At 72.3% G+C, this 22,631-nt stretch carries 22 protein-coding genes; 10 read left to right on the top strand and 12 right to left on the bottom strand.

The genetic code is table 11. The features are described 5' to 3' along the window. The first annotated feature begins 41 nt into the window (after positions 1-41). The 3 genes from ACZ7DE_RS05420 (at position 42) to ACZ7DE_RS05410 (ending at position 2,648) form a co-directional block, all read left to right on the top strand. Positions 42-1,064, top strand: coding sequence for a Gfo/Idh/MocA family protein (locus ACZ7DE_RS05420; protein WP_470758279.1), 1,023 nt, complete (start codon positions 42-44; stop codon positions 1,062-1,064). A gap of 74 nt (positions 1,065-1,138) precedes the next feature. Continuing rightward, entirely contained in the window at positions 1,139-1,768 is a 630-nt protein-coding gene (locus tag ACZ7DE_RS05415; protein ID WP_470758277.1) for a TetR/AcrR family transcriptional regulator, read from the top strand. 142 nt (positions 1,769-1,910) lie between these two features. After that, a complete protein-coding gene (locus tag ACZ7DE_RS05410; RefSeq protein WP_470758275.1) occupies positions 1,911-2,648 on the top strand; it encodes a bifunctional DNA primase/polymerase in 738 nt (245 codons plus the stop codon). 18 nt (positions 2,649-2,666) lie between these two features. Here ACZ7DE_RS05410 and ACZ7DE_RS05405 read toward each other — a convergent pair whose 3' ends face one another. From ACZ7DE_RS05405 to efeO, 4 genes are read right to left on the bottom strand one after another with little or no spacing between them, the layout of a single operon-like run. Next, positions 2,667-3,689: an SCO2278 family lipoprotein gene (locus tag ACZ7DE_RS05405; protein ID WP_470758273.1), complete on the bottom strand. Its 1,023-nt coding sequence runs from the start codon at positions 3,687-3,689 to the stop codon at positions 2,667-2,669. After that, positions 3,628-4,521, bottom strand: coding sequence for an iron uptake transporter permease EfeU (gene efeU, locus ACZ7DE_RS05400; protein ID WP_470758271.1), 894 nt, complete (start codon positions 4,519-4,521; stop codon positions 3,628-3,630). Before efeU ends, ACZ7DE_RS05405 begins: the two co-directional genes overlap by 62 nt. A 3-nt stretch (positions 4,522-4,524) precedes the next feature. Next, entirely contained in the window at positions 4,525-5,778 is a 1,254-nt protein-coding gene (efeB, locus tag ACZ7DE_RS05395) for an iron uptake transporter deferrochelatase/peroxidase subunit (protein ID WP_470758257.1), read from the bottom strand. Positions 5,779-5,794: 16 nt separating this feature from the next. Beyond that, positions 5,795-6,934: an iron uptake system protein EfeO gene (efeO, locus tag ACZ7DE_RS05390; RefSeq protein ID WP_470758249.1), complete on the bottom strand. Its 1,140-nt coding sequence runs from the start codon at positions 6,932-6,934 to the stop codon at positions 5,795-5,797. Positions 6,935-7,192: 258 nt separating this feature from the next. On the opposite strand from efeO, the gene ACZ7DE_RS05385 reads away from it, so the two are divergent. Both ACZ7DE_RS05385 and ACZ7DE_RS05380 read left to right on the top strand, forming a co-directional pair. Then, positions 7,193-7,837, top strand: coding sequence for a PhzF family phenazine biosynthesis protein (locus tag ACZ7DE_RS05385; RefSeq protein ID WP_470758247.1), 645 nt, complete (start codon positions 7,193-7,195; stop codon positions 7,835-7,837). A gap of 127 nt (positions 7,838-7,964) precedes the next feature. Beyond that, positions 7,965-8,168: a hypothetical protein gene (locus ACZ7DE_RS05380; protein WP_470758245.1), complete on the top strand. Its 204-nt coding sequence runs from the start codon at positions 7,965-7,967 to the stop codon at positions 8,166-8,168. A gap of 63 nt (positions 8,169-8,231) precedes the next feature. On the opposite strand, the gene ACZ7DE_RS05375 is transcribed toward ACZ7DE_RS05380, so the two are convergent. Both ACZ7DE_RS05375 and map read right to left on the bottom strand, forming a co-directional pair. After that, positions 8,232-8,879 (bottom strand): biliverdin-producing heme oxygenase, encoded by a 648-nt coding sequence (locus ACZ7DE_RS05375; protein ID WP_470758243.1) that lies wholly within the window; start codon positions 8,877-8,879, stop codon positions 8,232-8,234. A 177-nt stretch (positions 8,880-9,056) separates the two neighbouring features. Next, positions 9,057-9,914, bottom strand: a complete 858-nt coding sequence (gene map / locus ACZ7DE_RS05370; RefSeq protein ID WP_470758241.1) for a type I methionyl aminopeptidase — start codon at positions 9,912-9,914, stop codon at positions 9,057-9,059. Between the two features lie 57 nt (positions 9,915-9,971). Here map and ACZ7DE_RS05365 point away from each other — a divergent pair, with 57 nt between their 5' ends. Further along, the gene (locus tag ACZ7DE_RS05365) at positions 9,972-10,217 is read left to right on the top strand and encodes a hypothetical protein (RefSeq protein ID WP_470758239.1); all 246 of its coding nucleotides are present in this window, start codon (positions 9,972-9,974) and stop codon (positions 10,215-10,217) included. 12 nt (positions 10,218-10,229) lie between these two features. Here ACZ7DE_RS05365 and ACZ7DE_RS05360 read toward each other — a convergent pair whose 3' ends face one another. Beyond that, positions 10,230-11,555 (bottom strand): MFS transporter, encoded by a 1,326-nt coding sequence (locus ACZ7DE_RS05360; protein WP_470758237.1) that lies wholly within the window; start codon positions 11,553-11,555, stop codon positions 10,230-10,232. A gap of 283 nt (positions 11,556-11,838) precedes the next feature. Further along, positions 11,839-12,435 carry a hypothetical protein gene (locus tag ACZ7DE_RS05355; RefSeq protein WP_470758235.1) on the bottom strand — a complete coding sequence of 199 codons (597 nt, stop codon included), beginning with the start codon at positions 12,433-12,435 and terminating at the stop codon, positions 11,839-11,841. Positions 12,436-12,538: 103 nt separating this feature from the next. On the opposite strand from ACZ7DE_RS05355, the gene npdG reads away from it, so the two are divergent. Together npdG and ACZ7DE_RS05345 are read left to right on the top strand one after the other, a co-directional pair. Beyond that, on the top strand, positions 12,539-13,267 hold the full coding sequence (gene npdG / locus ACZ7DE_RS05350; protein WP_470758231.1) for an NADPH-dependent F420 reductase: 729 nt from the start codon (positions 12,539-12,541) through the stop codon (positions 13,265-13,267). A gap of 62 nt (positions 13,268-13,329) precedes the next feature. Further along, on the top strand, positions 13,330-13,521 hold the full coding sequence (locus ACZ7DE_RS05345; RefSeq protein WP_470758229.1) for a hypothetical protein: 192 nt from the start codon (positions 13,330-13,332) through the stop codon (positions 13,519-13,521). Here the strand turns inward: ACZ7DE_RS05345 and ACZ7DE_RS05340 are convergent. Beyond that, the gene (locus tag ACZ7DE_RS05340) at positions 13,511-14,311 is read right to left on the bottom strand and encodes a site-2 protease family protein (protein ID WP_470758227.1); all 801 of its coding nucleotides are present in this window, start codon (positions 14,309-14,311) and stop codon (positions 13,511-13,513) included. The two genes, ACZ7DE_RS05345 and ACZ7DE_RS05340, sit on opposite strands and share 11 nt — an antisense overlap. Positions 14,312-14,547: 236 nt before the next feature. Here ACZ7DE_RS05340 and ACZ7DE_RS05335 point away from each other — a divergent pair, with 236 nt between their 5' ends. Beyond that, on the top strand, positions 14,548-17,949 hold the full coding sequence (locus ACZ7DE_RS05335) for an AfsR/SARP family transcriptional regulator (protein WP_470758225.1): 3,402 nt from the start codon (positions 14,548-14,550) through the stop codon (positions 17,947-17,949). Positions 17,950-17,957: 8 nt separating this feature from the next. Here the strand turns inward: ACZ7DE_RS05335 and ACZ7DE_RS05330 are convergent, their stop codons facing one another. The 3 genes from ACZ7DE_RS05330 to panB form a co-directional block, all read right to left on the bottom strand. Next, positions 17,958-18,779 (bottom strand): ABC transporter permease, encoded by an 822-nt coding sequence (locus ACZ7DE_RS05330; protein WP_470758223.1) that lies wholly within the window; start codon positions 18,777-18,779, stop codon positions 17,958-17,960. Further along, on the bottom strand, positions 18,776-19,801 hold the full coding sequence (locus ACZ7DE_RS05325) for an ATP-binding cassette domain-containing protein (RefSeq protein ID WP_470758221.1): 1,026 nt from the start codon (positions 19,799-19,801) through the stop codon (positions 18,776-18,778). The genes ACZ7DE_RS05330 and ACZ7DE_RS05325 overlap by 4 nt, the downstream gene beginning before the upstream one ends. 185 nt (positions 19,802-19,986) lie before the next feature. After that, positions 19,987-20,853: a 3-methyl-2-oxobutanoate hydroxymethyltransferase gene (panB, locus tag ACZ7DE_RS05320; protein WP_470758219.1), complete on the bottom strand. Its 867-nt coding sequence runs from the start codon at positions 20,851-20,853 to the stop codon at positions 19,987-19,989. A 179-nt stretch (positions 20,854-21,032) separates the two neighbouring features. Between panB and ACZ7DE_RS05315 the strand changes: the two genes are divergently transcribed. Further along, positions 21,033-22,625: an MFS transporter gene (locus ACZ7DE_RS05315; RefSeq protein WP_470758217.1), complete on the top strand. Its 1,593-nt coding sequence runs from the start codon at positions 21,033-21,035 to the stop codon at positions 22,623-22,625. Positions 22,626-22,631 lie beyond the last annotated feature (6 nt).

The following is a 22,631-nucleotide window of genomic DNA, read 5'->3' as shown; positions in this document are numbered from 1 at the left end:
CTCGAACACACCGACGGGACGGCACGAGGGCGGGGCAGGGTATGACGACGGACACGGTGCGGTGGGGGATCCTGGCGACCGGCGGCATCGCCGGCGCGTTCACGGCGGACCTGATCGACCTGCCCGACGCCGAGGTCGTCGCGGTCGCCTCCCGCACCGAGGCCTCCGCCAAGGCGTTCGCCGAACGGTTCGGCATACCCCGGGCCTACGGCGACTGGGCGGCTCTCGCGGCCGACGAGGACATCGATGTCGTCTACGTGGCCACCCCGCACGCCGCGCACCGCGCCGCCGCGGGCCTGTGCCTGGAGGCCGGGCGCAACGTGCTGTGCGAGAAGGCGTTCACGCTGAACGTGCGGGAGGCCGAGGAGCTCGTCGCGCTGGCCAGGGCGGGCGGCCGCTTCCTCATGGAAGCCATGTGGATGTACTGCAACCCCGTCATCCGCCGGCTCAAGGCTCTCGTCGACGACGGGGCGATCGGCGAGGTCCGCACCGTGCAGGCCGACTTCGGCCTCGAGGGGCCCTTCCCGCCCTCGCACCGGCTGCGCGACCCCGCCCAGGGCGGCGGCGCCCTCCTCGACCTCGGCGTCTACCCGGTCTCCTTCGCCCACCTCCTGCTCGGCGAACCGTCGGGCGTCGCCGCCCGGTCCGTGCTGTCCGCCGAGGGCGTCGACCTCCAGACGGCGCTGGCCCTGTCCTGGGACTCCGGCGCGCTCGCCGCGCTGCACTGCTCGGTCGCCGGCGGCACCGGGACCACCGCCTCCGTCACCGGCTCGCGCGGCCGCATCGACATCCCGTCCGGCTTCTTCCACCCCGACCGGCTCGTCCTGCACCGCGCCGGCCGCGACCCCGAGGAGTTCGCCGCCGACCCCGCCGACGGACCGCGCACCACGTTCCGGCACGAGGCCCGCGAGGTCATGCGGGCGCTGCGGGCCGGCGAGACCGAGTCCCCGCTGGTCCCGCTCGACGGGAGCCTCGCGGTCATGCGGACGCTGGACGCCGTCCGGGAGCAGACCGGCGTCCGCTACCCGCAGGAGGCCGCCGAGGCCCTGGCGGGTCGGCCCTAGTCCCGCCGGGACACGTCGGCCCGTCCGGGCCGTTCGCGAGACGTGCCGTCTCATGCGCTTGGTACCGTCGGAGCATGGTCACCCAGCCCCGAAAGCCGGCCCCCGACACCACCCGCCGCAGCGAGCGGTCCCGACGCGCCATCTACGACGCCGCCCTCGCGCTGGTCGCCGAGGCCGGCTACCCGAAGACCACGATCGAGGGCATCGCCGCCCGTGCCGGCGTCGGCAAGCAGACCATCTACCGGTGGTGGGGTTCGAAGGCCGACGTCCTCCTCGAGGCGTTCCTGGACCTCGGCGAACAGGCGGCACGGGAGGCCGGCACGGGCGGCGAGCCCTACGTCATCCCCGACACCGGCGACGTCGCCGCCGACATCAAGGCCGTCCTGCGGGCCACCGTCGACCAGCTGACCGACCCCCGGTTCGAGGCGCCCGCCCGGGCCCTGGCCGCCGAGGGGCTGGTCAACGAGCAGGTGAGCCGCGAGTTCACGGCCACGCTCATGGAGCCGTCCATCCAGCTGTACGTCGACCGGCTGCGCTCCGCCCAGCAGGCCGGCCAGGTCCGGGCCGGCCTCGACCTGCGCATCGCCCTGGAGTTCTTCATCTCCCCGCTCGCCCAGCGCTGGCTGCAGCACACCGGACCGATCAGCTACGAGTACACCGACACCCTCGTCGACTACGCACTCCACGGCCTCGCGCCCCGGTGACCGCGTCCGCGGCGGCCCGAGTCACATCGGTCACTCTGGCCCGTCCCGCCCCACCTGCCCCGATTCGGGGCTAGGGCCCCCCGATGCGCAGGATGATGCGACCATAGGGCATGCTGTCCGCACCACCGAGGCGAGGGGACAGATGAGCGCGGAGTTCGACGGCCGGACCGGACTGTGGGGAAGACTTACGGAGTGGCTGCGTGGAAGCGGCCCTTCCGAGGGAGCCGACGACGGCGACCGTGAGGCCCTGCTGCTGGCCGCCGCCGAAGCCGGACTGCCCCTGTCGCCCGCCGCGCACCCGGCCCCCGGCTACGGTTGCTCCTGCGACCGGGTCGGCTGTCCGACCCCCGCCCGGCACCCGGTGTCCTTCGCCTGGCAGACGCAGTCCACCACCGACCGCGCCCAGATCGAGCGCTGGGCCCGCCACCAGCCGCAGGCCAACTTCATCACCGCCACCGGCATGACGCACGACGTCCTCGATGTGCCCCTGGAGGCCGGCCGGCAGGCCCTGGAGCGGCTGCTCGACGCCGGCGTCGAGGTCGGCCCGGTCGCCGAGAGCGACGACGGCCGGCTGCTCTTCTTCACCCTCACCCGCGGTACCCCCGAGGACGAGGACGAGTGGTGGCCGTGCGAGCTGGACTGCCATCCCGAGACCATGGACGAGCACCCCGGCCTGCGCTGGCACTGCCGGGGCTCCTACGTCCTCGTGCCGCCCGCGCGTCTGCCCGGCGACGACGCCCCGACCGTCCACTGGCTGCGCGGTCCCGAGCATCCGCTGCCCGACCCGCTGACGCTGCTGGAGACCCTCACCGACGCCTGCGCCCGCCACTCCCGGCAGGACCAGGACCATCCGACGGGGGCCTGGCCCACCCGCCGCTGAGCGCGCGGCCGCAGGGCCTCACTCCCCCTTGGCGGCGGTCAGCCCCTCCAGGCGGCTCAGCACCGACACCTTGCCGCCGCCCGCGCCCTTCGCGGGGGCCAGGGCGACGTCGGTGGCGACGAACTCCATCGTCAGGGACTGCTTGATCTCACCGGTCGTCAGCGCCCGCACGTTCTTGTTCGGGGTGGGCACGGCGGCTCCCGCAGCGGCCGTCTGCTTCATGTAGTGGTGCGTGGTGAAGAACACCAGCGCCCCGCCGTCCGCGGTGCGCAGCGCCAGCGGCGCGTAGGCGCCCCCGGTCAGCTGCTGGTCGATGTACTGGGTGGCCAGGCCCGGCCTGACGGCGTTCTTCTTTCGGGTGGCGCGCAGCACGCTGGTGTACGCGCCGTCGGCGAAGGCGCCCCGGCCGCTCTGCAGGTACGACGTGTAGTCCTTGCTCAGGTCCTCGGGCGCCAGGGCGAGTTCGGCGGTGTCGGCCGGCACGGCCTCGGCCCACCCGTCCTCGTCCTTCTTGAACGTCGGCACCGAGCCCGGCGTCACCAGCGTCAGATAGGTCGCCTGCCACGGCTCCGAAAGACCGGCCCGGGTGAACACCAGCAACCAGTGCGCGTCGCCGCCCTTGTTGCCCTTCGCCTCGGCGACGAACCAGCGCGGCCAGCCCGGCTTCTCCGGGATCGTGTACTTCACGTCCGACAACACCAGCGGCTTGTGCTGCGGGTTGCCGTTCGGGTTGTTGACGCGGCCCGCCCTCAGCCTCGCCGCGTCGATGATCCCGAGGGCGCCCGCGGTGTGGTCGGCGTCCAGGGAGACGTCGTACGCCGCGTCCGCCTTGTTGTAGGCGGACGTGAACTGCTCGACCGCCTTCACGGCCTCCCCCTGCGTGGCCGCCGGGAGCACCTCGCGCTCACCGTGGACCACCACACAACCGCTCGCCGTGAGCGAGACGGCGGTGAGCGAGGCCGCTACGAGTGCGTACCGGTCACGCCTGCGGAGTCCTCGACGCGTGCGAACTCCGGTCGTCAGGCTGCGTTCCCTGGTCATCAGGCGACTTCACCTTCCCCTTCCCGGAGGCGAACCCTACCGGGGCGAGGAACAGCGCGAGCGTCGGGACCAGGTACAGCAGCCACACCGTGACCTGGAGGACCGTCGGATCGGGCTGGAAGTTGAACACGCCCTTCAGCAGCGTGCCGTACCAACTGTCCGGCGGGATCGTGTCGCTGACGTCGAACGCCTTGTCCGTCAGGCCCGGGATCCAGTCGGCCTCCTGGAGGTCGTGGACGCCGTACGCCAGCACGCCCGCGGCCACGACGACGAGCATGCCGCCCGTCCAGGTGAAGAACTTCGCGAGGTTGATGCGCAGCGCCCCGCGGTAGAACAGCCAGCCCAGCAGGACGGCCGTCGCCAGGCCCAGCGCCGCGCCGATCAGCGGGCGCGGGGTGCCGTCGCCCGCCGCGTGCACGGACGTCCACACGAACAGGGCCGTCTCCAGGCCCTCCCGGCCGACCGCGAGGAACGCGGTGGCCACCAGCGCGCCGGTGCCCATCGCGAGGGCCGCGTCCAGCTTGCCGTGCAGCTCCGACTTCAGGTGCCGGGCGGCGCGCCGCATCCAGAACACCATCCACGTCACCAGCCCTACCGCGATGATCGACAGCGAGCCGCCCAGCGCCTCCTGCGCCTTGAACGTCAGCTCCTGGGAGCCGAATTCGAGGACGCAGCCGAAGCCCATCGCGATGAGCACCGCGATGGCGACGCCGGCCCACACGGGCTTCAGCGCGTCCCGGCGCTCGGTCTTCACCAGGTAGGCGATGAGGATGCAGACGACGAGGGAGGCCTCCAGGCCCTCGCGCAGTCCGATCAGGTAGTTGGAGAACACGGGCTACGCCTCCTCGGAGAACAGCGTCCGGCCCCACCAGTCGTCCTTGTCGCGGACGCCCGGCGGGACGGCGAAGACCGCCGAACCCACGTGCTGGATGTACTCGTTGAGCGCGTCGGTGGCGAGGTTGCGCTGGATGCGGACGAATCCGTTGCCGACGTCGCGCATGTAGGCGAGGAAGAACAGGCCCGCCTCCAGCCGGCCCAGACCGTCGGTGCCGTCGGTGAAGGAGTAGCCGCGGCGCAGGATCGTCGACCCGTGGTTGGAGTCGGGGTGCGCGAGCCGTACGTGCGCGTCGGGCTTCATCGCCTTCAGGAACGGCTCGTCGCGCTCCTTCGCCTTGCCCACCGGAGCGCCCTCGCCCTTGTCCCGGCCGAAGATGTCCTCCTGCTCCTGCAGCGAGGTGCGGTCCCAGGTCTCGATGTGCATGCGGATGCGCCGGGCGACGAGGTACGAGCCGCCCACCATCCACTCCGGGCCGTCCTTCTCGCCGACCCACACGAACTTCTTCAGCCGGTCGGTCTCGGTGCCCGCGATGTTGCGGGTGCCGTCCTTGAAGCCCATGAGGTTGCGCGGGGTCTGCGCCTCGGGCGTGGTGGAGGAGGTCTTGCCGAAGCCGAGCTGCGACCAGCGGATCACCACCTTGCCCATGCCGAGGCGGGCCAGGTTGCGGATCGCGTGCACGGCGACCTGCGGGTCGTCGGCGCACGCCTGCACGCACAGGTCGCCGTTGCTGCGGGCCGCGTCGAGCGCGTCCCCGGCGAACGTGGGCAGGTCGACGAGCGCGTCCGGCCGCCGGTCGGCGAGGCCGAACTTCTTGAACAGCGACGGCCCGAACCCGACCGTCAGGGTCAGCCGGGACGGCTTGAGGCCCAGGGCCTCGCCGGTGTCGTCCGGCGGCGCCTCGGGGAGACCGCCGTAGGCGCCCTCCCCGACCGCCTTCCCGGACGTCATCCGGCGGGCCGCCTCGGTCCAGTCCTTCAGCAGCTGGACGAACTCGGCGCGGTCCGTGGTCGTCACGTCGAACGCGGCGAAGTGCAGCCGGTCCTGCACGGGCGTGGCGATGCCCGCCTGGTTCGCCCCGTGGAAGTCGACCGCGGCGCCGGTGTCGGCGCCGGCCGGGTCGACGTCGTTGCCGGTGCGGGTCATCGCGACCGCTCCGCCGGCCGCGGCGGCGCCGAGCGCGAGCCCGGCCCCGCCCCAGCCGATCAGCGACCGCCGCGACGGACTGCTGGCCTTGGTCTCCGACTCCGTCATGTCCTGTGCCTCCCGGCTACTTCGCGACCGCGGCGGCGAGCTTCGACAGCGGCTCGGCGAGCGCGTTGACCGCGTCCGACAGCTCCTTGCGGCCGGCGGCGCCGACCTTGTCGTACGAGGTGAACTCGTACGACGTCGTGTTCGGGCGGTACTTGTCCAGCAGCGCGTTCAGCGCGGCGAACTGCTTGTCCAGCGAGGTGGCCAGGGCCGCGTCGTTCTCCTTGGCGACCGGCTTGAGCAGCTCGTACGACTGCTGCGCGCCCTCGACGTTGGCCTTGAAGTCGACGAGGTCGGTGTGCGAGTAGCGCTCCTCCTCGCCGGTGACCTTGCCGGTGGCGACCTCGTCGAGGAGTTCCTTGGCGCCGTTGGCCATGGAGGTCGGGGTGATCTCCGCCTTGCCGACCCGCTTCTGCCAGTCGGTCAGGTCGGTGACGAGCTGGTCGGCGAGGGTCTTCTCCTCGGCGCCGATCTTCTTGTCCTGCCAGAGGGCCTTCTCCAGCCGGTGCCAGCCGGTCCACTTCTGGCCGCTCTCCAGGCCGTCGGCGCGGACGTCGACCTTCGGGTCGATGTCGCCGAAGGACTCCGCGACCGGCTCGGTGCGCTCCCAGCCGATGCGGGAGGGCGCGTAGGCCTTCTTCGCGGCCTCGACGTTGCCGGCCTTGACCGCCGCGACGAAGGCCGCGACCTTGGGCAGCGTCTCGTCGGCCTGGGCCTGCGCGTAGGAGCGGTAGGCGGCCACGGCCTTGTCCAGCCGGGGGTCGCGCTGGGCGACGGAGCCGCCGGTGACCTTCAGGGCCTGGCGGATGCCGTCGCCCTTCATGCCCGGCTTGCAGGCGATCTCGTAGTCGCCGGCCTTGACCTCGGCGGTGACCCGCTGCTTGGTGCCGGGGCCGATGTTCTCGCGCTCGCTGACGACGCGGTCGTCCGGGAAGAGGATGTAGACCTCGGTGACCTTGGAGCCCTTGTTCTCGATGGCGAGCTCCACGTGCCCGGCGGAGATCTCCTTCTTGGAGGTCTTGCACGTGGAGTCGGTGGCGGTCACGCCGATGACCCGGTCGCCGTCCTTCGCGTCGCTCTTGGAGGTGCACCCCGTGACGGCGGTCAGGGCCGTGGCGGCGGCTACGGCAGTGACGACGGACAGTCTGGCGGCTCGCATTCGGGCTCCCAGCGGTGGCTGAAAAATCACGTGACAGGGCTCACACGGATTGGTGAGGCTGGCCTAACTTATCCAAGGCTTACCTGCGTAATACCCGTCAAGGCCGTGATTCACCTCTCATAGACGCTGTAAGAGCACGACCCGATCACGGTGACTCAAATAGGACGTCAAGGAATGGTCAAAGGAGATTCAAAGATTCCGTTTGAGGCCGTTGCGACGGGGCCGAGGTCAGGGCCCGGGCGGTGCTTCAATTTCCCGGTGACTGATTACGACGTGCTCCGCGTCTTCTGTGCGCCGAACGGCGGCTACGGCAACGAACTGGGCGTGGTCCGCGAAGGCTCGGTGCTGCCGGACCGCGAGGACCGTCAGGCCCTCGCGGCGAAACTCGGCTTCAGCGAGACGGTGTTCGTCGACGACCCCGAGCGCGGGATCATCGACATCTACACGCCCGCCACGCGCCTGCCCTTCGCGGGCCACCCGTGCGTGGGCGTCGCCTGGCTGCTCGACGTGCCCGAGCTCGTCACCCCGGCCGGCGTCGCCGGCACCCGCCTGGACGGGGAGTTCACCTGGATCGAGGCGCGCGCGGAATGGGCCCCGCCGCGAACGATCCGGCAGTACGCGACGGCCGCCGAGGTCGACGACCTGCCCGTGCTGCCCAAGGGGGAGTGGGTCTACGCCTGGGCCTGGGAGGACGAGCCGGCCGGCCGCATCCGCGCCCGCGGCTTCCCCGGCCGGGACGACGGCATCGACGAGGACGAGGCCACCGGCGCCGCGGCCCTCCTGCTCACCGAACAGCTCGGCCGCGCCCTGAACATCACCCAGGGCGCCGGCTCCCAGATCCTGACGGCGCCCCAGCCGTACGGCTGGGTGGAGATCGGCGGACGGGTGTTCCTGGAGCGCTGACGGGTGCGGGAGCGGCGCTGATCCCTCCGGGCGAGCGCCGTGGGTCCGTACGGGTGGCAGGACGTGTGTGCGGCGAAGCGAACGGGGACCTCTGGGCGTGATCACTCAGCCCCGTGAGAGGAGCATCATGCGTATCCGATCCGTACTGGCCGCAACCGTTCTGGGTCTCGCCCTCGCCGCCGCCGGCGCGACGACCGCCACCGCCGACGAGGGACCCCGCGAGCACCACCACTTCGGTGGGAACGAAGGCGTCTGCAGCCCGTACATCGGCGCGATCGACACCGTCTCGGCCGACATCTTCTGGGCCGGCAAGCACTGCGACCGTTTCTGACCCGGCCCCGGGCCCCCTCGGCGCGAAACGAGGGGGCCCGGCCCGTCCGCCCCCGCGGCCGCTTCACGCCGAGAGCGGGAACTCCTCGCCCAGGGCCCGGAAGACGGCCGTGTTCAGCGCGAAGGCGCGCTTGCACTCGCTCACGATCCGCTGCTTCTCCAGATCGTCCGCGCGCACCCCGTCCAGCAGCTTTCGGTACTCCCGCTTGAACGCCGCCGGGTTGCCGATCTCCTCGAAGACGTAGAAGCGCACGCCGTCGCCCTTGCGCTCGAAGCCCCAGGTCCGCTCCGCCCTGTCGCGGATGATCTGCCCGCCGGACAGGTCGCCCAGGTAGCGCGTGTAGTGGTGGGCGACGTAACCGGCCGGCCATCGCCGCGCGCACTCCCGCACCCGTGCCGCGTACGCCGCGGTCGCCGGCAGGGCCGACACTCCCGCCCGCCATCGAGCGCCCCGCAGATGCGCCAGATCCCGCTCCAGCGCGGCGAGCCGGAACAGCTCCGGCTGGACGAAGGGCCCCGCCACCGGATCGGCCGCCAGCCGCTCGGCCCCGGTCTCCAGCGCCTCGTAGACGAACCACAGCTGCTCGGTGTAGCGCGCGTACGCGTCGACGCCGAGCCGGCCGCCGAGCAGGTCGCTCATGAACGTCGAGGTCTCCGCCTGCGTGTGCTGCTCGTGGGACGCGGTGCGGATGACCGTCGAGAAGGAGTCCATCGCCCGATCTTCCTGGTTCGGCAACCTGGGTCAACGTCTTGTCGACCCTCAGTCGGTAACCTTTCCGACGGCTGGTCGGTAAAAACCTAGCCGGAGAACGGAAAGCCCGCCCTCCGAGGAGAGCGGGCACTGGGGGCGGGGCGGGCGGCCGGGGGCGGCCGGCCCGTGCGGGCGGGCTCAGGGCAGGGTGAGGATCTCCGCGCCCGTCTCCGTCACCACCAGGGTGTGCTCGAACTGGGCCGTCCGCCTGCGGTCCTTGGTCACCACGGTCCAGCCGTCGTCCCACATGTCGTACTCGTGGGTGCCGAGCGTCAGCATCGGCTCGATGGTGAAGGTCATCCCGGGCTGGATGACGGTCGTCGCGTGCGGGCTGTCGTAGTGCGGGATGATCAGCCCGGAGTGGAACGACGAGTTGATCCCGTGTCCGGTGAAGTCCCGCACGACGCCGTACCCGAACCGCTTGGCGTACGACTCGATGACCCGCCCGATGATGTTGATCTGCCGGCCGGGCTTGACCGCCCTGATCGCCCGGTCGAGGGACTCACGGGTCCGCTCCACCAACAGCCGCGACTCCTCGTCGACGTCCCCGACCAGGTACGTGGCGTTGTTGTCGCCGTGCACACCGCCGATGTACGCCGTCACGTCGAGGTTGACGATGTCGCCGTCGCGCAGCACCGTCGAGTCGGGGATGCCGTGGCAGATGACCTCGTTGACGCTCGTGCACAGGGACTTCGGGAAGCCGCGGTAGCCCAGCGTCGACGGATAGGCGCCGTGGTCGCACATGTACTCGTGCGCGACCCTGTCCAGTTCGTCGGTGGTGACCCCGGGCGAGATCAGCTTCGCGGCCTCCGCCATGGCCTGCGCGGCGATCCGGCCGGCCCGGCGCATCGCCTCGATCGTCTCGGGCGTCTGCACCTCCGGCCCGGTGTAGGGCGTCGGCGCGGGCTTGCCCACGTATTCGGGGCGGCGGATGTTTCCGGGAACGGAACGGGTGGGGGACAGCTCCCCTGGGACGAGCAGCGACTGGCCAGACATGCCAGTGAGTCTAACGAGCGGCCATGGGGGAACATGTCGATGGCGAGAGGAGCCGTCATGCCCCTGTTCAAGAAGCGGACCGCCGGCAAGCCGGGCGAGTGGTACTACTGCCTGGAGCACAAGAAGGTCGAGGAGGGGCCGGAATGTCCGGCCAAGGACCGGTTCGGCCCCTACGCCACACGTGGGGAGGCCGAGCACGCCATGGAGAGCGCCCGCGAGCGCAACCTCCAGTGGGAGAACGACCCCAAGTGGCACGACGCCCCCACGGGCGGCACGGCGGGCGGTGCGGCGGACCAGGACTGACCGGCCGCGCCGTCAGCCCTCCAGGGCGGGCGCGGCCGCCGACCGCTGTGCGCGCACCCGCGCCGCGTGCGCGTTCGTGCGCGCGTCGTACGTCATCAGCCCGGGCAGGCACAGCGCCAGCAGCCCCACCGCGCCCACGCACAGCACCCCGCCCGACCAGACGGACGTCCGCACCCCCAGCCAGGCCGCGAGGCCGCCGCTGCGCACCTGGCCGACCGTCGGCCCCACCGAGTAGGACAGCAACTCGATCCCGGCGAGCCGCCCGCGCAGCTCGTCCGGGATCGTCTGGTTCCACATGATCCCGCGGAAGACGCCGCTGACCATGTCGAAGCCGCCCGCGAGCGCCAGACACAGCAGCACCAGCCACACGTTCCCCGCCAGCCCGGCCGCGGCGATCGCGGCCCCCCACAGCGCGGCCGACAGCGCCACCATCCGGCCGTGCCGGTGCACCCGCGTGGTCCAGCCGCTGGTCAGGCTCACCACCAGGGCCCCCGCCGGAACGGCTGCGTACATCAGGCCCAGCGACCACTCGGCGTCGAGGTCGTCCGCGAGGAACGGCAGCACGGCGAGCGGCATGGCGAGGAACATCGCGGCCAGGTCGACGGCGTACGTGCCGAGGAGCTCCTTGCGGCTCCAGGCGTACCGGGCGCCCTCGGCGATCGCCCGGAGCGAGGGCTTCGCCGCCTCGTGGGCGGCGGGGGAGGCGGCGATGCGCACGACGAGCGCGACCGACACGACGAAGGTGAGGAGGTCGGCGGCGTAGGCCCAGCCGAGGCCCGCGTAGGCGACGACGACGCCGGCGAGGGCCGGTCCCGCGACCCCGCCCACGGTCCACCGCAGGGAGTTCAGCGAGGCGGCCGCCGGAAGGTGTTCATGGGCCACGATCCGCGGCCACAGCGAGTCGAGCGCCGGCCGCTGCACGGAGACCAGGGCGGAGGACAGGGCGGCGACGAGGTACAGCGGCCACACCGCGGGACTCGGCAGCAGCGCGTTGAGCAGGAGCACCGCGCTCAGCAGACCCTGACCCGCCTCCGTCCACAGGATGAGCCCGCGCTTGTCCCAGGCGTCCGCCAGCGCGCCGCCGTACAGCCCGAACACCACGAGCGGCACCAGCTCCACGGCGCCGATCGCGCCGACGGCCGCGGCCGACCCCGTCAGCTCCTTCAACTGCACCGGCAGCGCGACGAAGGTGAGGAAGCTGCCGAAGTTCGACACCGTCCCCGAGACCCACAGCCGCCGGAAGTCCCGCGAGGCCCGCCAGGGGGCGAGATCGGGCAACAGCGCCCGAAGACCGGAGCGAGGGGGAGGCGAAGCGGCGGAGGCGTCGGCGTCTGTCACGAAGGGTCATGCTCGGCGGGGAGCGCGGGCGGCGACAACTGCTTTTCGACCCGGCCGACGGCGAAGCGGGCACCTCGCCGGGGAGGGGGCGGGCGTCGGCAGGTCACGAAGGGGGAGGGGCACGGCACCGGCGCGTCGCCAACGGGGAGGGGGCGGTGTCGGCAGGTCGCCAAGGGGGAGGGGTGGGGTCGGAAGTCGCCAACGGGGAGGGGGCGGTGTCGGCAGGTCGCCAAGGGGAGGGGGCGGGCGTCGGCAGGTCACCAAGGGGGCGGGCGTCGGCAGGTCACCAAGGGGGAGGGGGTGGTGCCGTCAGGCGTTCGGCGAGGTGGGAGAGCCGGTCGGTGAGACGGCGTCGCCCTCTGGTCGGGGGCAGCGTCTCACCGGCGGCGGCGCTCACCAGGTGCTGCACGGTGTCGAGGTCCAGCTCGGAGCCGTCCGGCACGGCCAGCGTCTCGTGGGCCAGAGCCGTCAGATCCGCCTCGACCGGACCCAGGGCGAGGACCGTGACCCCGGCCCGGCGGGCGTCCGCCACGCGTTCGAGGAGCGGTGCGTCCGCCGAGGGCGACGCCACCAGCAGCGTCTCTCCCCGCCGCGCCGCCTCGATCCGGCCCAGGCCCACCGCCAGGTGCGCGGGATCGGAAGGGCGCGCGGCGTGGCGCACCAGCGTGGGCGCCAGCTCCGGCGTGCCGGACCACGCGGCCTCGTCCACCAGATGCGCCGCGAGATGCCAGGGCTCGTACGCCGCCGTGCCCGCCAGCAGCAGCCCGCCCCCGTGCGAGACCACCGACCCCCGCAGCACCCCGGCGAACCTCCGGGTGGCCCCCAGCCACTCGGTCCCGGCGAGCACCTCACGCAGCAGCGCGACCCGTACGGCGTCCATGCGCAGGGATGGTGCCGTAGCCGGCCGCGGCCGTCCCGCCGTTCCCCCCTCATTCACCCGACATGGCGAAGGACCGCACCGCATGCCCACGTAAAGTCGGCCCATGACCTCTACCGACAGCGCACACAACGCCCCCGCGGCCGCCCCGGCGAAGGCCCCCGCCAAGGACCCGTGGGACCTTCCCGACGTCTCCGGACTGGTCGTCGGCGTGCTCGGCGGCACCGGCCCGCAGGGCAAGGGCCTCGCCTACCGCCTCGCCAAGGCCGGCCAGAAGGTGATCATCGGCTCGCGCGCCGCCGAGCGCGCCCGGGCCGCCGCCGATGAGCTCGGGCACGGCGTCGAGGGCGCCGACAACGCCGAGACCGCGCGCCGCAGCGACATCGTGATCGTCGCCGTCCCCTGGGACGGTCACGGCGAGACCCTGGAGTCCCTGCGCGAGGAACTGGCCGGCAAGCTCGTCGTCGACTGCGTCAACCCGCTCGGCTTCGACAAGAAGGGCGCCTACGCGCTGAAGCCGGAAGAGGGCAGCGCGGCGGAGCAGGCCGCGGCCCTGCTGCCGGACTCCCGGGTCGCCGCCGCCTTCCACCACCTGTCGGCGGTCCTGCTCCAGGACCCGGAGATCGACGAGATCGACACCGACGTGATGGTGCTCGGCGAGGAGCGCGCCGACGTCGAGATCGTGCAGGCGCTGGCCGGCCGCATCCCCGGCATGCGCGGCGTCTTCGCGGGCCGGCTGCGCAACGCCCACCAGGTGGAGTCCCTGGTCGCCAACCTGATCTCGGTCAACCGCCGCTACAAGGCCCACGCGGGCCTGCGCGTCACGGACGTGTGAGCGCATGGGGGACACTGGTCGGAGCCAGCCCAGCAGTGTCCCCCGACAGGAGAACCGGACCCATGCCCCGCCTCGCCCTCTTGACCCTCGTCGTCTGCGTACTCGCCGTGGCCGCGGCGGTCGTCTCCTTCGTCCAGGGCAGCCTCCTGGGCGTCGTGTGGGTGCTGCTCGTGGGGCTGTCGTCCAACATGACCTGGTACTACGTCAAGCGGGAGAAGGTGCGCAAGGCCGGCCGGGCCGGGGTCACGGGCTGACCGAGCAGATCTCGCTCGTGCCCTCCCAGAAGCGGTACAGCGACTGACCGCAGTACGTGTCCAGGTCGCTGATCCCCAGGCCGCGCAGCATCGCGTCGACCACGTCGAAGAACGCTCCGTTCACCGACGGCACCCACAGCAGCGCGAACACGAACAGCAGGCCGAACGGCGCGAACGGCTCGACCTGCCGCTTGATCTTGTACGACAGCCAGGGCTCGATGACCCCGTAGCCGTCCAGACCGGGCACCGGCAGGAAGTTCAGGATCGCCGCGGTCACCTGGAGCATGGCGAGGAAGCCGAGCGCGAACCGGAAGTCGTCCGGCACGCCGTCCAGCGCGTCCAGCCAGAACGGCGCCGTGCACACCACCGCGAACAGCACGTTCGTCAGCGGACCGGCCGCCGAGATCAGGCTGTGCCGCCAGCGCCCGCGGATCCGCCCCCGCTCGATGAAGACCGCGCCGCCCGGCAGACCGATCCCGCCCATGATCACGAACAGCACGGGCAGCACGATGCTGAGCAGGGCGTGCGTGTACTTGAGCGGGTTGAGCGTCAGGTACCCCTTCGCGCCGACGGAGATGTCACCGCTGTGCAGGGCGGTACGCGCGTGTGCGTACTCGTGCAGACACAGGGACACGATCCAGGCGGCCGTCACGAACAGGAACACCGCCACACCGGGCTGCTCGGCGAACCCGGTCCAGGTGGCCCAGCCGGTCACCGCCGTCACGGCCAGGATCCCGACGAAGACCGGACTGATCCTCCGCTCGCTGCGGCTGGTGGTGGCGGTGGTCATGGGGCCCCCTGGGTTCGTACGCACGTGTGGAACTGCCCGACCGTACCGGGCGCACCGGCAGAACGTCTCGCGACAGGGTCCGGGTTCCGGGTTCCGGGTTCCGGGTTCCGGGGGCGGCCGTCGGCAGTCCGGTCCCCGGTTTGCGCCAGGCGTGGGGGATGTGGGGGCGGGCGAGGGCGTGTTGTCGACGCCACCCCGGAGCAACCCCGTGACCGTCCCCTGTTCCGCCGGGGACAATGAACCCCGTGCGCTACCGCATTCTCGGCACCACTCAGGCACTCCGTCCGGACGGCGCCCCCGTCGCCGTCGGCGGGGCGCGGCTGCGCGCCCTGCTCACCGTGCTGGCGTTGCGGGCCGGGCGCAGCGTTCCCGCGGGCCTGCTGACGGAGGAGGTGTGGGCGGGCGACCCGCCCGCCGACGCGTCCGGCGCGCTGCAGGCGCTGGTCGGCCGGCTGCGCCGGGCCCTCGGGGCGGGCGCGATCGATTCGGCCGAGGGCGGCTACCGGCTCGCCGCCGCCCCCGACGACGTCGACCTGCACCGTTTCGAGCGGCTGACCGCCGACGGTGTCCGCGCCCTAGCCGACGGCGACCCCGCCAAGGCGGCCGTCCTGCTCGACGACGCCCTCGCCCTGTGGCGCGGCCCGGCCCTCGCCGACCTGCCCGACCGTGCCGCCGAGGCGGCCCGCTGGGAGGCCCGTCGGCTGGACGCGGTGCGCGCCCGCCACACCGCCGCGCTCGCCCTCGGCCACGCGGGGCAGTCGCTGCCCGAACTCACCGCCCTGTGCGACGCGCACCCCCTGGACGAGTCCCTGCAGGCCCTGCGGTTGCGCGCCCTGCGCGACGCGGGCCGCACCGCCCAGGCACTGGCCGCGTACGACGAGGTGCGCCGACTGCTGGCAGACCGCCTCGGCGCCGACCCCGGACCGGAACTGCGCGCCCTGTACACCGAGTTGCTCAGCCAGGAAGGCCCGGTCGCTCCCGACGGCCCCAGCCGCCAACCGTCACAGCCGCCCGCGCCGTCCGCAACTGCGCCCTCGCCACAGCCGTCCGCGCCCGCGCCCGCGCCGTCCTCGGCCCGTGGCAACCTCCGGGCGAGACTCACCTCGTTCGTGGGCCGGGAGAGCGACATCGAGGCCATCCGGGGCGACCTGGCGAGCGCGCGGCTCGTCACGTTGCTCGGGCCCGGCGGGGCCGGCAAGACGCGGCTGTCGCAGGAGGCCGCCGAGACCGTGGGGGACACGGCGCCCGACGGCGTCTGGCTGGCCGAGCTCGCTCCCGTCGCCGACCCGGACGCCGTGGCGCAGGCCGTCCTCACCGCCGTGGGAGCGCGCGAGACCGTGCTGTACGGCGCCGGCGCCGAGGAGCTGCGGGCCGTCGCCGAGCGCCACGACGACCCCCTGGAGCGGCTGGTCGAGCACTGCGCCCGACGCCGCATGCTCATCGTCCTCGACAACTGCGAACACGTGGTCGACGCGGCCGCCCGGCTCGTCGAGGAACTGCTGGCGCGCTGTCCCCGGGTGACGGTGCTGGCCACCAGCCGTGAGCCCCTCGGCGTGCCGGGAGAACTGCTGCGCCCGCTGGATCCGCTGCCGGAGCCGGTCGCGCTGCGGCTGCTCGCCGACCGGGGCGCGGCCGCCCGTCCGGGCTTTCGCACCGAGGACGACCCCGAGGCCTGCGCCGAGATCTGCCGGCGCCTCGACGGTCTGCCCCTCGCGATCGAACTCGCCGCCGCCCGGCTGAGGATGATGACGCCCCGCCAGATCGCCGACCGGCTCGACGACCGCTTCCGCCTCCTCACCTCCGGCAGCCGCACGGTGCTGCCCCGCCAGCAGACCCTGCGGGCCGTCGTCGACTGGTCCTGGGACCTGCTCGACGAGGACGAACGCGACGTCCTGGCCCGGCTCTCCGTCTTCGCCCGAGGCTGCGACCTCACGGCGATCGAGGCGGTCTGCGCCCCGCCCGCCCCGGACGACGGCGCCCACCCCTCCCAGGCGTTGGGCGTCCCCCGCGTCCCCCGTACCTCCCTGGACTCCCTCGCCTCCCTGGTCGACAAGTCGCTCGTGGTCGCCGCACCCGGCCCCGGCGGCGACATGCGCTACCGACTGCTGGAGACCGTCGCCGAGTACGCGGGCGAGCGGCTCGACGAGTCCGGCCTGCGGGGGGCCGCCGAGCGTGCGCATCTGACGTACTACCGCGAACTCGCCCGCACCACCGAGCCGTTGTTGCGCGGTCCCGCCCAGCGCGACGCCATCGACCGTTTCCAGCTGGAGTACGAGAACCTGCGCACCGCGCTGCGCCGGGCCGTCGACGCCCGCGACGAGCAGGAGGCGCTTCTCCTCACCCTGTCCCTCGCCTGGTACTGGCAGATGCGCGACCTGCGCATCGAGGCCCGTACCTGGTGCGCCGAGGTCATGGCCCTGGGACCCGACCCGTTCGCCGAACCCCTGCGCCCGGCCGCCCCGGTGTGGAAGCCGTGCACCGACGCCCCGCCCCCGCTGACCGGCGAGATGCTCAGGGAGGCCCGCCGCGGCGTCCATCTGACCCATCTCTCCTGCATGGACACCGAGTTGGACGCGTGGCAGACCCCTGCCGCGCAAGCCAGGCTGCGTATGATCGCCGCCGTCTACGAGCCCGGCCTCCCGCAGACCTGCCGGGTGCCCGGGATGCTGTGGTTCTTCGCCGTGCTGATGACCGGCGACATGAAACAGATCCGCGTCATCGTCGAGGCCAACGTCGACACCTGCCGCCGCACACCCGGCTACGAGTGGGAACTCGCCTCCTGCCTGCAGATGCGCGCCAACATCCTCGCCAACCGCCCCGACTGGGCGGCGGACGCCTTCCGCGACGCCGACGAGGCGCTGGAGATCTTCCGGCGCCTCGGGGACGCGTGGGGCACCGCCGAGGCCCTCTCCGCCCGGGCCGAGGCCCATGAGCGGCTGGGCGCCTTCGGCCGCGCCGCCGCCGACTACGAGGCCGCCATGCTCCACGCCGAACGGTTGGGCGCCCGCGCCCAGTTGGCGGTCCTGGGGGCCCGGCTGGGCAGCGCGCTGCTGGAGGCGGGGGAGGAGGAACGGGGCGAGCGCGTGCTGCGCGAGGTGATCGACAGCCCCGAGCGCACCGGCCACGAGGCCGTCCCGACCGCCCGTCTCTTCCTCGCCGGCTGGCTCGGCACCACCGGTCGCCGTGTCGAGGCCCGTGAGCAACTCACGCTGCTGCGCGAGAACTTCGACTTCGGCCCCATCGCCGTCTTCGACGCCTTCCTGCTGGGTGCGGAGGCCTGGCTGGACGCGGTCGAGGGCCGGTACGCGCAGGCCCTGACCAGCGTCCGCACCGCCCTGGGACGGGCCACGGACCCGCTGTCCCTGGCCATCGCCCCGCAGATGCGCTCCGTGTACCTGTGCATCGCCGCGACCGCCCTCGGCGGCGTGGACGGCGGCAGCCGCGCCGCTGCCGCCGCCCGCTGCCTGGGCGCCGCCGACGCGCTGCTGCCGCCGGGCCACGTGGCCCCGCGCTGGGAGCGCGAGGCCCGCGACCTGGCCGGGTCGCGGGCCCGTGCCGCGCTCGGCGACGAGGACTTCGAGTCCGCGTACGCCGAGGGCGGCGGCCTCTCCTACGAGGAGGCCGCCGCCCTGGTGTGAGCGCCGCGCTAGCTCTTGGTGCGGAACTTGTGGATGGCGATCGGCGCCATCACCGCGGTGATCCCCACCGACCAGGCCAGCGTCACCCACAGGCCGTGCGCGACCGGGCCGCCCACCATGAGTCCGCGCGCCGCGTCCGCGAGCGAGGACAGCGGGTTGTAGTCGGTGAAGGCCTGCAGCCAGCCCGGCATCGACGCGGTGGGGGCGAAGATCGACGAGCCGAACTGCAGCGGGAAGAGCACCAGGAAGCCCATCGCCTGCACGGACTGCGCGTTCTTCAGCACCACGCCCAGGGTGAGGAACACCCACATGATCGACGAGGCGAACACCGTGGACAGGCCCACGGCCGCGAACAGCCCCGGCCAGTTGTCGATGTCGAAGCCGACCAGGACGGAGACGATCATCAGCACGGTCGTCGCGAACAGCATCCGGACGATCTCCACCGAGATCTTCGCGAACAGCACCGAGCCGCGCCCGATCGGCAGCGATCGGAACCGGTCCATGACACCGGAGTTGAAGTCCTGGCTGAAGCCGGTGCCGACGCCCTGGGACAGCGTCATGCTCATCATCGCGATCATGCCGGGGATCACGTACTGCACGTAGCCGTCCTGGCCGCCGCCCAGCGCCTGCCCGATCGAGCCGCCGAAGACGTACACGAACAGCAGGGTGAAGACGATCGGCATCAGCAGCGCGTCGAACATCGACTCCGGGTCCTGCTTGATCCACAGCAGGTTGCGGCGGATCAGGGCCCCGGTGTGGCGCAGGTGGCCGCGCAGCGGGATACGGGCGTCCGCCTCGATGTCGGCGATCGGCGCGGTCGTGGCGCTCATACGGAGACCTCCTCGCGGTCGTCGGCGGGTGCGGTGTCCTGCGGGGCCCCGGCGCGGTGGCCGGTGAGGGACAGGAACACCTCGTCCAGGCTGGGCAGTTCGGTGGTGATGGAAGCCAGGGTGACGCCGCGCGCGGTGACCGCGCCGACCACTGCGGTCAGCTGCTCGTCGCTGAGGACCGGCACCAGGACCGAGCCGCGCTCGGCGTCCACGGTCGTGGTGGCGAGCCCGGTGACGCCCAGGCCGTCGATCCATCCGGCGAGCGCGTGCAGGTGTGCCGGGTCGGTCGGGCGGACCCGCAGCGCACGGCCGCCGACCTTCGCCTTCAGCTCCTCGATGCCGCCGTTCGCGATGACCTTGCCCCGGTCCACGACGGTCAGCTCGGAGGCGAGCTGCTCGGCCTCCTCCATGTACTGGGTGGTGAGCAGGACGGTGACCCCGTCCCCGACCATCCGCTTGACCTCGTCCCAGACCTCGTTGCGGGTGCGGGGGTCGAGTCCGGTGGTCGGCTCGTCCAGGAACAGCACGTGCGGGCGTCCGATCATCGACGCGGCCAGGTCGAGCCGCCGCCGCATACCGCCCGAGTACGTGCTCGTCGGGCGCTTGGCGGCGTCCGTGAGGGAGAACCGCTCCAGCAGCTCGTCGGCCCGGGCCCGGGCTTCCTTGCGGGAGAGGTCGAGCAGCCGCCCGATGAGGTAGAGGTTCTCCCATCCGGGGAGCTTCTCGTCCACGGAGGCGTACTGCCCGGTGAGTCCGATCACCCGGCGCAGCTGGCGGGGCTGCCGAACGACGTCGTAGCCGACGACCGTGGCGCGTCCGCTGTCGGGAGCGAGCAGGGTGGACAGGATCCGTACGAGGGTGGTCTTCCCGGCGCCGTTCGGCCCGAGAACCCCCATGACGGTCCCCTCCCGGACGTCCAGGTCGACCCCGTCCAGCGCCTTGGTCTCGCCGTAGTGCTTCACCAGCCCCCGCACGGTCACGGCGCTTCCGGCGCCCTCGGGGTTCTTCTCGATTCGCGTCATGCCGGCAACGGTGTCAACCCCCACCGACAAACCACCGACAGGACGCCGACAGCGCCGACATCTCCCCGACGGGAAACAAAAAGGGGGCAGCCCGCCGACGGGGGAAGATCGGCGGGCTGCCGTGGTGCCGAGTTGGCTTCAGCGCTCCGGGCCTCCGGGCCTCCGGTGCGGTGATGGCGGGCGCGCTAGTGGACGGAGTGCTCGTCCAGCGGGAACGTTCCGCCGACGACGTCCTCCGCGAACGCCTTCGCCGCGTTCCCCATGACCTCACGCAGGTTCGCGTACTGCTTGACGAACTTCGGCACCCGGCCGCCGGTGAGCCCCAGCATGTCGGTCCACACCAGCACCTGCGCGTCGGTCTCCGGGCCGGCGCCGATGCCGACCGTCGGGATGTGCAGCACACGCGTGACCTCGGCCGCCAGCTCCGCCGGGACCAGTTCCAGCACCACCGCGAACGCGCCCGCGTCCTGCACGGCCTTCGCGTCCCGCAGCAGCTGCGCGGCCGCCTCCTCGCCGCGCCCCTGCACCCGGTAGCCCATCGCGTTCACGGACTGCGGGGTCAGGCCGATGTGCGCCATGACCGGGATTCCGGACTCCACCAGCAGCTCGATCTGGCGGTGCGAGCGCTCGCCGCCCTCCAGCTTCACGGCTCCGACCCCGGCCTCCTTCACCAGGCGCGTCGCCGAGCGCAGCGCCTGCACCGGCCCCTCCTGGTAGGAGCCGAAGGGAAGGTCGCCGACGATCAGCGCACGGGAGGTGCCCCGTACGACCGCCGCCGACAGCATGGTCATCTCGTCGAGGGTGACGGGCACGGTCGTCTCGTACCCCAGGTGACAGTTGCCCGCCGAGTCGCCGACGAGCATCACGGGGATCCCCGCCTCGTCGAAGACGGACGCGGTCATCGCGTCGTAAGCGGTGAGCATGGGCCATTTCTCGCCGCGTTCCTTGGCGAGGGCGATGTCGCGGACGGTGATACGGCGTGTGCCCTTGCCCCCGTACAGCGCCTTGCTGCCGTCGGTGGGCTTCGTCTGGGCAGCCGAGAACTGCGTCATTGCAACGGCTCCTTCGTCATCTCGAGGCGCCCTCACGGCGTCCCCGGACCACCTCCCATGGTGGCACCTCGTGCCAGGGAGGGCCAGAGCGCCCCCTGTGGGTAAAGCCTCAGTAAGAATGACGGCGCAGAATCCGATACGAGACCGTTCCGTATCGGAAAGGCCCTAGGCTCGGTGCCATGACTACTCCTGCCGTCCCCACCGCTCCGCGCATACCGGAAGCGGTGCACCGGCGTCGTTGGGCGATCCTCGGCGTCCTGATGCTGAGCCTGCTGATCGTGGTGCTCGACAACTCGATCCTGAACGTCGCGATCAAGACGATCTCGACGCCCGCCCCGACCGGCCTGGGCGCCACCCAGAGCGAGCTGGAGTGGGCGATCAACGCCTACACGCTCGTCTTCGCGGGACTGCTGTTCTCCGCCGGTCTCCTCGGCGACCGCATCGGCCGCAAGAAGGTCCTGCTCGGCGGACTCGCCGTCTTCGGCATCGGCTCGGCGCTCGCCGCCGAGTCCGGCTCGCCCGCCCAGCTCATCGCCTTCCGTGCGCTGATGGCCCTCGGCGCGGCCTTCGTGATGCCCGCGACGCTCGCCGTCCTGATGAACGTCTTCGACCGGGAGGAGCAGCCCAAGGCGATCGGCATCTGGGCCGGCGGCGTCGGACTCGCCATCGCCATCGGACCCATCACCGGCGGCCTGCTGCTGGGCCACTTCTGGTGGGGCTCGGTCTTCCTCATCAACGTGCCGATCGTGCTGCTCGCGTTCGCCCTGATGCTGTGGCTGGTGCCCGAGTCCCGCGACCCGCACCCCGGCCGCGTCGACCCCGTCGGCGTCGTGCTGTCGGTGGTCGGCCTCGTCCTGCTGGTGTACGGCATCATCAAGGGCGGCGAGCTGGCCGACTTCACGGATCCGACCGTGCTGGCGACCATAGGGGCCGGCCTGGCCGTCCTCGCCGCGTTCGTGGTGTTCGAGAAGCGCAGCGACCACCCGTCCGTCGACATGGACTACTTCAAGAACAAGGTGTTCTCGGCCGCGATCTCGGTCATCGCGCTGGTCTTCTTCGCGCTGATGGGCGTGACCTTCTTCTCGGTCTTCTACACCCAGAGCGTGCGCGGCTACTCGCCGTTGCAGACCGGCCTGCTGCTCCTCCCCCTGGCCGCGGCCCAGTTGATCTTCGCGCCGCGTGCCCGGCTGGTCGTCGACCGGATAGGGATCAGGGCGACGACGACGGCCGCGATGCTCGTCCTGGTGGCGACGCTGGGCGCGTTCGCCGCGCTCGACGCCGACACCCCGATATGGCTCCTGGAGATCGTCTTCTTCTGCATGGGCGCCGGGATGGCCCACATCATGACGCCGACCAGCGTCGTCATCATGCAGGCACTGCCCCGCGAGAAGGCCGGCTCCGCCTCGGCGCTGAGCAACACTTTCCGCCAGGTCGGCGGCGCGCTCGGCATCGCCGTCCTCGGGTCCGTGCTGTCGACGTCGTACCGCAACGGCGTCGAGGGCGACCTCGGCGCGGTGCCGGCGGGCCTGCGCGACACGGCGGGCGAGTCCATCGAGGCGACGCTCGGGGTCGCGGCGAAACTCGGCGACCCGGGCCGGTCGCTGGTCGCCCCGGCCCACGACGCCTTCCTGCACGCCATGCACGTCACCGCCCTGTGCGGGGCCGGGGTGGCCCTCGCGGGTGCGATCGTGGTGGCCGTCTTCCTGCCGGGCCGGCCGAAGCCCGCTCAGGAGGGCGCGGAAGAGGAGGAGTTGACACGGGCGAAGCCGTAGCGGGTT

This window comes from Streptomyces sp. NPDC037083, assembly GCF_055606485.1.
The sequence above is the reverse complement of the archived record's forward strand: the minus strand, read 5'-3'. Positions and strand labels throughout refer to the sequence as shown.